Source organism: uncultured Campylobacter sp., assembly GCF_905371695.1.
Classification (GTDB): domain Bacteria; phylum Campylobacterota; class Campylobacteria; order Campylobacterales; family Campylobacteraceae; genus Campylobacter_A.
Genome location: NZ_CAJPMA010000057.1, coordinates 1 through 10,848, shown reverse-complemented (window position 1 = coordinate 10,848; position 10,848 = coordinate 1). Strand labels below are relative to the sequence as shown.

The window sequence follows — 10,848 nt, the reverse complement described above, 5'->3', positions numbered from 1 at the left end:
GTATTTTTGCTAAAAATTAATAATAAATTTTAAGGATAGTGTTATAAAAATGAGGTTTTAACCGAGTAATAGATAATTTTGTTACGATTTTGTCACAAGAAAACCCGTAAAAACAGCGTATATAAAAAAGTTTTTTAAGGTTAGATCCAAATTTTAACCGTTTAGCCGCCCGCTTTTCGGGCAACTAAATAAAAAATAAACAACGCCGTTAAAATTAAAAACAAGGCATAAAAATATTTCCGATTTACGTCTTTTACGTAGCTTAGCAAATCCAGCGCATCGAAAATTTTGCTAAAAATATTAAAAACGCCGACTATAAGCCGGCGTAAAAATCCTAAAATTTCATCCAAATTTTACTCCAAACCCTGCGCCGCGCGGTACTCTTCGTAGCTGCCTTTAAAGTCTACTACTTCGCCGTTTCCTTTTAGATGCAAAATTCTATTAGCAAACGCGTCTATAAGCTCTCGGTCGTGGCTAACGCAAATAACCGAACCGCTAAAATTATAAAACGCCTCTCCTAGCGCGATGATGGCTTCAAGGTCTAAATGGTTATTAGGCTCGTCCATTACGAGTAAATTCGGGCGGTGCAGCATAAGCTGAGCCAGTCGGACGCGGTGCTTCTCGCCCCCGCTTAGCGAGCCGACGGCTTTTTCTTGATCCGCGCCGCTAAATAGCATACGCCCAAGGCACTTTCGGATCTCGTCGATGTCTTTATTTTTGGCGTCTTGGAGGTATTCGTATAGTTTTAGATCACCCGCTACGGCATTAACGGTATCTTGTGCGAAGTAGCCCATTTCGATGGTGGCACCCACGTGTACGGAGCCCGCATCGGGTTTTAGCTCGCCCGCGATAATCTTGCAAAGCGTGCTTTTGCCCACGCCGTTATGACCGATAATAGCGAGTTTGTCGCCCTTTTCTAGCTTGAAATTTAGGTTTTTAAAGATTACGTTTTCGCCGAATTTTTTATCTACGTTTTTTAGCTCGATTAGCTCGTTGCCTATCTCGCGGTTAGCGCGAAATAATATACTAGGATCGCGCCTAGACGAGACGGCGATCTCGGCGATATCGAGCTTTTCGAGCTGTTTGGCGCGAGACGTGGCTTGGCGCGCCTTACTTGCGTTTGCGGAAAAGCGCGCGATAAATTTTTCAAGCTCCTCTTTTTCTTTTAGCTTTTTGTCGCGCTCCATTTCGTGCTGTTTGGCGATGAGATTGGCCGCCATATACCAGTCGTCGTAATTACCGCTAAATTCGCGAATTTTTTTAAAATCCACGTCCAAAATATGCGTGCAAACGCGGTTTAGAAAGTGGCGGTCGTGGCTGATGACTACCATCGTGCCCTCGTGGCGATTTAGCTCGTTTTCTAGCCACGCGATCGCGTCGATGTCTAGGTTATTCGTAGGCTCGTCGAGAAATAAAATATCGGGTTTTGGAAACAGCACCTGAGCGAGTAAAATTTTAACCTTCTCCGAGCTTTCTATCTCGCTCATTTGCGCGTCGAAATTTTCAAACCCGAGCGAGCTTAAAATTTTCTCGATGCGCGTTTCGTATTCATAGGTCGGATCCTCCTCGGCGCTAATTACTTCCAGCTCGCTTAGGCGGTCGTTTACGGCGTCGGTAAATTCCTCGCTCATATAAAGCTTTTCTTTTTCTTTCACCGCGTCGTAAAGGCGTTTGTTGCCGTAAAGCACGGCGTCTTTTAGCGTAAAATTTTCAAACGCGAACTGATCTTGCCCGAGCACGCCGACGCGAAGTCCGTTTTCTATTACGATCTCTCCGCTGCTAGCTTCGATCTGTCCGCTTAAAATTTTAAGAAACGTCGATTTGCCCGCGCCGTTCGCGCCGATTAGCCCGTAGCGGTTGTGGCGCTTTAAGGTTAAATTTACGTCTTCAAAAAGTAAGCTGCTTGCGAAACGTTGGGTTAAATTTTTAACTTCTAGCATATAATTTCCTTAATTAAATTTTAAAGCGAGATTATGCCTAAAAGTTGATTAAAATTCGATTTTTTTACGTATGCAGAAATTTAGTAGGCTACCGAAACGATATTTATCCGTCGTTTCGGTAGAAATTTAAGGGCGTTTTACCACTCTATCTTTTTATATTTTTGACCTCTTAAAAGATTTCCCGGCGCTATATAAACGCCCGTCGTATCGTCTCCGCCGTTATCGTTTTTAAGAGCCTTTCCCGCCCAGAAGCCTTCGCCGTAAAATTTCACTTTAAAGCTATTTGACGTAGGCATGGCGGCCGCTAGCGCGGTTCCGCTTAGTCCCGCCGGAGCGACAAAATTCGAGGCGTATACCAGCCAAGGGTTAGTAGGTAGCGGTATAGTGACGACTCCCGCCTCGTCTCTTTGGACGTTTAGTATATCTAGATACGGATCCCTTACGCCGGGGGTCGTCGTCTTAAATTTTAGATCCGCGCCGCCACTCGCCTTGTTAGGTATTAGCATTTCGTATTCGGAGGAATTTAAGCATCTGTAATCTCCGCTAGCGTTATTTCGTCCTACGCAGCCAAAATTTATCTCGGACGTAGGCTTCGTTTGATCGTGTTTCGCGTTTATATACCAGCCTTGAAGCATTCCGCTCAAAGTCTTTGCTTGCTCGTACGTATGTCCAGGCGCACCTATAAAGCTTTTATCGCACATACTGCCGCCTACCCAGCCGCAATAAACGGCGAAATTTATATTCGCATCGACGCTATCGGAGGACTTGACGTTATAATCTCTCGAATAGGTCATTCCGTAATAAAACGACGCGCCCGTTATATCTGGGTTAGGATTACCGGAAGCATCTTTACTAGGAACCCCGTACGTATTTGTAGGGTTTTGCCCGGCCACGCCGTTTAGCGTCGTACCGTAGATAGTATCTACTATATCCGTCACATCAAACATATCGCTAGTTATTTTAAAAGGATTTATCGGTTTTGCCACGTCTCTATCGAAATTTAGCCTAACTACGACGTGAGCTTTCGTATGCGCCGGAGTAGTTACGTGCGTAACAGGGTCGGTAGATTCCGGATAGAACTGCCAGCTATCGGCTTTTATGGTAAAAAGCCCTTCGTATTTCTTGTATGGATTGCCGTGAGCGTCTTTTTCTACCTTCGTAGTAGTTTGACTTTTATATGCCGGATTTAACATAAATCGACCTCCGCTTGCAGGTATAAACTCGTTCTCCGCCTGATCGTTAAAATACCCTATGGCTTGCTGCGCTTGCGCTAGCGTCATTTGATTGCCGTTCACGTCGGTAAGGCCCGGCACGCCTCTAACGGCGGGATTGTTTTTGTCCGGCGCGCCTATGAAATTTAGCTTAAAGTTAATATCCCTAGCATAGCAGTTTTTTAGATAGCCTACCAACGGATTACCCTGCTCGTCGGCTACCTCTACGTCAAAGCTAGCCGTAGCGTACATGTCGGCGGGTTTACTTCTATCTAATTCGCCTACGCTTCTTAGATAAGTCATATCGTTGCGCGATAGGTCAAAATTTTTAGCTACTTTTCTAGTAGTTCCACCGCTATCGGTTTCGTTTAAATAAAGCGTCTCGTCTCCGAAATTTTTTATTTTAAAATTTGAAATTTTAAAATGATCGGGTACGAAGTAAATTTCGTTACTTTGTACAGTCGTATAGCAGCGCTTAAACGGCAACGCCATTCCCCATCCTCCAATGCTAGTGAGACCGGCGCTTTCGCTACCAGTATAGACGTATTTAAAATTATTAGAACCATCTTTGGCAAGGTATCTGTCCGGTATATTAAACGGCATACATTCCGTCCTTTGATACTTGAAATACTCCCCTGTACTCGTATTAGACGTACCGTAAAAATCTACTTCAAATTCGGATAATGCTTGCTTACCGCGCATCCTAGCAAGTCCAACGTTATTAAATTTAAAAGGGCTCTCAGAACCGTCTTTATTTATTACCTTTATGTGCCTCGCCTTTCCGTTTACGAAATTTACATCTTTAAATTTTAAAGTTAGGTCATCCGCTTGCATTAACGGCGGATTACTTTGATCCGGTTGCGTCATATGCATAGTACCCATCCAAGAATGCCAAGAACGATCCGCGTATTCGGTAACGATTTGATAGTTATTGCCGTATTGAAATGCTCCATTAATAGCGCAGTCTTTTTGGCTCATTAAATAATTTCCAAATAGGTAATTCTCACGACCCTCAGAAGAGCCGACTCTAAAAGTATAACCTCCGGTGCCGGTTCGATCCTTAATATAATCTTTCATCAACTCATCTTCGTAGTCGAGTTTATCGTAATCATAAAGATAGGAGTAATTTTGAATTTGATCCGAGCCTGGTTCTTCATTAAACCTAGTACTCATTTTTACGCCTTGCACTTTTCCATTATAGTTAGATATGATATTATTTTTATAGTCTATTGCTACCAATCCGATATTTGGATATTCTTTTCCGGCTTTTAGTTTTAGCACGCCTGCTCTTATCGGAACATTCTTGGTATAGGTTGCAGACGAGCCCAGATCTACGCCCGTCTCATAAGGATGTTTAGCCGAAGCTATTATGCCTACCGGGACTATATTGCCATCGGCATCTCTGGTAGGCTCTCCACCTGATTCAGGAGCAAAATTATAAAGTACGTACGCTTTCGGTCGCACAGCGAAAGTATCTGAATTACAGTTATAGTTTTGAACTCCGTTCTTAATATAAACTATACGGAACATCAAGCTATCATACGCGCCAGGAATATTTACATCATATGTAGCCAGCGGATACGACGTCCATGCGAAATCAGGACCGAACCCGTTTAATACACTAGTAGCTACGTTATCATTTATTACATTACTACCGCTAGCGCTTAAGCATTCAGCCTTATTTCTTGCCTTTACTACCTGCACCTTTGTTACTTGCGCTTTCATCTCATACCGTGTGTAACTTTGCTGTTCAATCCACATGCCGCCTCTAAGCTTGTAGTTAAATATACTTAGCAGATGTACTTTAAATGGTTCATTAGCTATTTGTATCGGTAGTCTTTTGCCGCCATGACTATGATCCCACCAAGAAATACCGCCACTAAACGTATACGTATACTCATTCCTACCTATTGCCAAATCCTCAGGTCGCATCTCATCGCAATCCTCAAAATGAGGATACGGCGTGTTGACTCTTACCTGATATCTATTCCAATATGAACAGTCTCCTTCCCAACAGTTGCCGCCAAACGCCGAATAAACCAAAAAAGTAAGTATTAAAAATTTTTTCATTGTAATATCCTTTGTAAAAAATTTACTTCGGATTAAATCACTTTTTAGATTTTTTGTCAAACGTCCGCGTAAGTCGGTAGTCTAAGCGTTTCAAGCCGTTTTAAGAAATTTAAAATTTAATGACTTGGCCAGAAGCGAAATTCGGCGAATTTTATGAATTAAAGATATAAACGGAAGCATATCAAAGCATATCTATAAAAGCCTCTCGTCCGCTAAAAGGCTAGCAAAACGCTATTTCCCGCGCCTTTCCAGCGTCCCGATCGCAAAAAATAGCGCTAAGCTCGTCGCCGCAAGCACGGCGCTTAAAACAAGAGCTCGCGAATTTTCGCCGTCGTAAACCGCGTTATACACGGCAAGCCCTAGCGTATCGGTGCGCCCAGCGATATTTCCGCCTAGCATTAGCGTTATTCCTACTTCGCCCAGCCCGCGCGAAAGAGCCAAAATCAGCGCGGAAGCTAAAATTTTAAACGAACTAGGCAAGATTACGAAGATGAAAATTTCAAATTTATTCTTACCTAGGCTCTGCGCCGCTTCTATTTGACTACAAGGAAACGTCTTAAAGCTTGCGCTTACGGGCTTTACGAATAACGGCAGACCGACTAAAAACGCGGCGATCACCAACGAAGAGAAATTAAAAACCACGTCTAAATTTAGCGCCCCGCCGATAAGTCCGTTTTTACCTAAAATATAAAGTAGCAAAAATCCCGTCGCTATCGGCGGGAAAACAAGCGGAAAAAGCGCTAAAATTTCGACGATTTTTTTGAGCGGGCTGCGGCTAAACGCTAAAAAATAGGCGATCCACAGCCCTACGGTAATTAGCAGCAAAAAGCTGCAAAATAGAGTTTTCGCGCTTAAAATAAGCGGATTAATTAGCCACGAAAGCTCGCTCATTTAAGCCCGAATTTAGCCAAAATTTCTTTTGATTTTTCGGATTTAAATTCGCTTATCACTTTTTCGCAAAGCGCTTCGTCGGCGCACGAATTTAGCTTCGCGATACCGATAAATACGGGACTATAAAGATTTTGGTCTATGTAAATTACCGAGCCGAATTCGTCTTTTCTAGCAAGCGCTTCGGTTGAATTAATAAAACCCGCTTGTACCTCGCCGTTTAGCACGTACGCTACGACTTGCGGCACGCCGGCAACGGGTAAAATTTTATCTTTCAGCGCTTCTAATTTCGCTTTTTTTAAAAATTCTTCCGTCCTTATGCCGTAAATGGCTTTTTTGGGATCTGGCATAGCGATTTTATCGAATTTTGCGATTTCGTTCGCGTCTTTAATCTTAATATTTTTAGGCGTTACCAAAACTAATTCGCCGCTTCCTAGGCGCTCGAATTTTGCGATTTTTAGCTCGCTCTTAGTTAAAAACGCCTCGTCGCCTACGATAAGCGAGATTTTATTTTCTCGCGCTTGGATTACGAGCTGTCCTAAATTCGCAAATGCGCCGGCCGCGTCAATACCGTCCTTTTTTAAATTTTCGATTATAGCCGATACGGGCTTTTTATATCCGCCGCCAGCCGCGATGATTAGCTCGTCCGCGCCGAATGCCGAAAATACTACGAGCATTAGGAAAAGAGCGATTTTTTTCATGAAAATCCTTTACTTTAAAATTTGGAGAATTCTACGAAATATAATCTTATTTATTGATAAAATAGCCGCTTACCGCTAAAATTTAAATCTAAATTTAAAAATTTATATAAATTCTATCTTTCCGCTTAAATCGCATGTCCCCTGCGTCCAAACCGCCGACGTTACCAAGCAGTCCGCGCCTGCGGCCGCATAATCCGCGCAGTTTGATTTGTTTATCCCGCCCGCGGCGCACAGCGTAACGCCAGGCGCGACTTTATCGCGTATTTTTACGCAGCGAGCTACCTCGTCCGAGCTCATTTTATCGCACATTACGGCGTCGGGCGCATACGCCAAGAGTTCGCTAAATTCGCGCTCGCTAGCAACCTCGACCATTATCTTTCGCTCAGGCGCGCGAGTCTTAAAAAGCGCGATATTTTCGCAAAATTCTCTAAAATTCGCAAACGCGCGGACGTGATTATCGAAAAATAAGACGCTATCGTGTAGCCCTAGTCGGTGCATCGTCCCGCCGCCCGCGATTAGCGCGTTTACGCAAAGCTCTTTGGCAAAGGGAAAGCTCTTACGCGTAGCCCCGAGCGCGCAGCGCGGATTTTGCGCGCGCATTAGGGCTAGCATCTCGTGCGCGTAGGTTGAAATTTTGCAGGAATATTCGAGCGAAATTTGACAAATTTTCCAAATTTTATGTAGATTTTCAAAGCTTCCCCGCGCGCTAAAAATCTCCTCTCCCCCATTAAATTTCGTCCCTTCGGGCGGTAAATTTTGCGCGGCGCAGCCGAATTTCGCCGCTATTTTAGCTACGATTTGCCCGCCGCTAAAAACCAAATTTTCCCTAGTTTTTATGGTAAGCCTAGCCGGCGCGTCTAAATCCGCGCAGCCTCTTAAAAGCTCGGTCGTAAGGTCTAAATACGCTCCGTCGCTAGCGATTAGCTCGTCTATTTTGGCGTCTGAGATAAACATATGTATCCTTTTAAAAGTCGACAAAAGCGCGCATACGCCGCGCTTTGCCGTTTATTTAAGCAGCATTGTGCGGAGTATGCGCTTGCCTATCTCGACGCCGGGCTGGTCGTAGGTATTAATGCCGAGCATTATCCCTGCAGCCGAAGTTAGTAGCTCGTAATAAAAAATCAACCAACCCGCATGCCGCTCGTCAAGTGTGTCCAGCTCAATAATATCGACGCTCACGCCCTCTTGCGTCAGCGCCCGGGCGGTGGCGTCGGCTTGCAAATTTAAAAGCTCGCCCATATCAAGGCCCGCGACGTAATCGCACCCCTCAAGCCCGCTTAGGCTAAAATTCGGGATTTTTACGTCTGCTTCGGCGGCGACGTTTTTGCTAGCGAGATTAAAATTTCCGTCCGTTTTGCTGCGACCGCCATGATCTTTCACCTTAATAAAAGTTACGCTTTTATCCTTGACGCCGTCCATGATTAGCTGCAAAAAGCTGTGCTGATCGCGCGAGCCGATGAGGCCTACCGGCGTAAGACCCACGCGCTTGTAGCCGCGCTTCTTGCCTAGGCTCTCGGCCCATAGCTGCACGTACCAGTCGTTAAACGCGCTAAGCGCGTCTGAATAGCTAAATACGACGTTTATGGCCGCGTGGCGGTGAGTGGCGTAGTGATAGGCTTTTGCTATAAGCGAGCGGTCGTTTTGCGAGACGTACCTGCTTTTGCACTCCGCCGCGCCCTCTAAAAGCGCGCGTGCGTCGTATCCGCAAAGAGCTAACGGAACGAGCCCTATTGCGCTTAACACGCTAAATCGCCCGCCCACGTTTGAAGGCATATTAAAAAATTTTATCCCGTTTTCGCGGGCGAAATTTTCTAAATTCGTCGCGGGATCGGTGATGATTAGAAAATTTTCGCTTAAATTTTTAGGCTTAAACAGATCTATCAGGCACTTAAAAATCGTGATCGTCTCGATCGTGGAGCCCGATTTCGAGCTGATAATAAACAGCGTTTCATTAAAATTTATACTGCTAGCCACGCGCAAAAAGCTTTGCGGATCGAGATTGTCTAAAAAATAAAGCTCGCGTTTACTAGGCTCGCCCAGCATTGATTTTATCGCCTTTACGCCGAGCGAGCTACCGCCGATGCCTACTAATACGACGTTTTTGATCCACGTAAGATCCTTTTCGTAGCGCTCTATCTCGCTAAGCGCGCTAAAACCGAGCTCGGGTAGATGATAATATCCTACTTCGCCGCCTTCTATCTCGTCGTTCATGCGGCGCGCGTAGGCGTCGATAAGCTCGTCCGGCGCTAGGTTAAATTTAAAGCTAGTTTTTACCATATTCGCGCTCGTAAAAATAATTAGTAGCTTCCACAAACCCCTCTACGCTGCCGCAGTCAAAACGCCTACCTTTAAATTTATAGGCTATCGCCATACCTTCGCGCGCTTGCGTTTTTAGCGCGTCGGTGATTTGGATTTCGCCGTTTTTGCCGGGCGCCGTGCGCTCTAAAATATTAAAAATATCGGGCGTTAAAATATATCTGCCGATAACGGCTAAATTTGACGGAGCGTCGGCAGGATCGGGCTTTTCCACCATGTCGCTTATCATTATTAATCCGTCCTCGATCTCGCGGCCGCTTACCACGCCGTAGCTTTTGGTCTGCTCGCGCGGCACCTCCATCACCGCCACGACCGAACAGCGGTATCTCTCGTAAATTTTCATCATCTGCGCCAGCACGCCTTCGCCACCTTCGTTTATACACAAGTCGTCGGCTAAAACCACGCCGAAAGCCTCGTCGCGCACTAGCGCCCTACCCGTATAGATCGCGTGTCCAAGCCCTTTCATCTCGTTTTGTCGCGTAAAAGAAAATGAGCAGCGACTCATCAGCGAGCGAATTTCATCTAGCAGCGGCTCTTTTGAAGTGCCGGCGATTTGATGCTCTAATTCGTAGCTAATGTCGAAATAATCTTCCAGCGCGCGCTTGCCCCGACCGGTGACGAACGCCATATTATCCATACCCGCTTCCAGCGCCTCGTCCACGCCGTAGTGCACCAGCGGTTTGGTTAGTATCGGCAGCATCTCCTTAGGAAGGCTTTTCGTGGCGGGTAAAAATCTCGTGCCGTAGCCCGCGGCTGGAAAAAGACAAGTTTGTATCATTATTCATCCTTAAAAATTTTTCGTGCATTTTACATTAAAATTTACTATTCTAGGCTTAAAAGCGCGCTAGGAGGAATTTCGAAAAACGCTCGCCCGCCCGTGCAAAATTTTTGTTTTTCGTCCAAATTTCGCACGCATTTTATTAAAAAATCTCCGATTTTTATTTTGATTAAAATTTGCCCTTCGTAAGCGAGCGAGACCGAGTGCAAAACGCCCTCCAAACAGCCGTCAAAGGGCGTAAGCGAAATTTTCACACCGCTTGGATTAATCGCGATTTTACTAGCCGAGGCCAAATTTTCGGGTAAGGCGAGCGTTAAATTTTCGCTAAATTTTAGCGCTTTGTTTTGGACGTTAAAGACGTTTTTTAGCTCGAATTCGCTAATGCGCCCTCGGTGCAAGAATACGCTTTCTTGCGCGACCGCGCTTAGCCATTTCTCGTCGTGGCTAGCGATTATAAAGCCGCTTTTATATTGATCCCGCATAAACTCGACCGCCTTGCCGAATAGCTTTGAAGTAGCCAAATCTACGCTATTAGTCGGCTCGTCTAGCAAATAAAGCCGCGAGCGAAGCGCCAAAACCAGCGCGAACGCCGTGCGCTGAGTCTGGCCCGAGCTTAACTCGAAATGGCGTTTACTTAAAAAGCTTTCATCAAGCCCCGTTAGCTCTAATGCCTCGCCTACGCGGGAATTAAACTCTCTTTCAAGGCCGCGGCTTTTTAGCGCGAATCTAAAATTTTCGCGCACGCTTCTTTTTAAAAGCGCGGGTTCTGGAAAAAGGATAGAAATTCGGCGTAAAATTTCTAAATTCGGCTTTGCGCATCCCCAAATTTCTACCTCTCCGCGACTCGGGCTCTGCAAAAACGAAACGACGCGCAAAAGCGTGGATTTGCCGCTGCCGTTGCTGCCCCTGGCCCGCCAGGCGCTCGATGAACTGGTGGCCGCCCG

8 protein-coding genes are annotated in these 10,848 nt (G+C 45.4%); all 8 read right to left on the bottom strand.

Translation table 11 applies throughout. The annotated features are described in order from the left end of the window. Positions 1-353: 353 nt before the first annotated feature. Positions 354-1,940 (bottom strand): ABC-F family ATP-binding cassette domain-containing protein, encoded by a 1,587-nt coding sequence (locus QZ147_RS06190; RefSeq protein WP_295148255.1) that lies wholly within the window; start codon positions 1,938-1,940, stop codon positions 354-356. Positions 1,941-2,077: 137 nt separating this feature from the next. Further along, positions 2,078-4,912: a hypothetical protein gene (locus QZ147_RS06185; RefSeq protein WP_295148252.1), complete on the bottom strand. Its 2,835-nt coding sequence runs from the start codon at positions 4,910-4,912 to the stop codon at positions 2,078-2,080. A gap of 540 nt (positions 4,913-5,452) precedes the next feature. Further along, positions 5,453-6,112, bottom strand: a complete 660-nt coding sequence (locus tag QZ147_RS06180) for an ABC transporter permease subunit (protein WP_295148249.1) — start codon at positions 6,110-6,112, stop codon at positions 5,453-5,455. Further along, positions 6,109-6,810 (bottom strand): molybdate ABC transporter substrate-binding protein, encoded by a 702-nt coding sequence (gene modA, locus QZ147_RS06175; protein ID WP_295148246.1) that lies wholly within the window; start codon positions 6,808-6,810, stop codon positions 6,109-6,111. Before modA ends, QZ147_RS06180 begins: the two co-directional genes overlap by 4 nt. Positions 6,811-6,912: 102 nt before the next feature. Beyond that, a complete protein-coding gene (gene modD, locus QZ147_RS06170; protein WP_295148244.1) occupies positions 6,913-7,764 on the bottom strand; it encodes a ModD protein in 852 nt (283 codons plus the stop codon). A 51-nt stretch (positions 7,765-7,815) separates the two neighbouring features. Beyond that, positions 7,816-9,087, bottom strand: a complete 1,272-nt coding sequence (locus tag QZ147_RS06165; RefSeq protein ID WP_295148242.1) for a glucose-6-phosphate isomerase — start codon at positions 9,085-9,087, stop codon at positions 7,816-7,818. Continuing rightward, positions 9,074-9,904, bottom strand: coding sequence for a UTP--glucose-1-phosphate uridylyltransferase GalU (gene galU, locus QZ147_RS06160; protein WP_295148240.1), 831 nt, complete (start codon positions 9,902-9,904; stop codon positions 9,074-9,076). Before galU ends, QZ147_RS06165 begins: the two co-directional genes overlap by 14 nt. A 44-nt stretch (positions 9,905-9,948) precedes the next feature. Next, the coding region (locus QZ147_RS06155; protein ID WP_295148238.1) for an ATP-binding cassette domain-containing protein at positions 9,949-10,848 on the bottom strand (900 nt) is incomplete at its 5' end.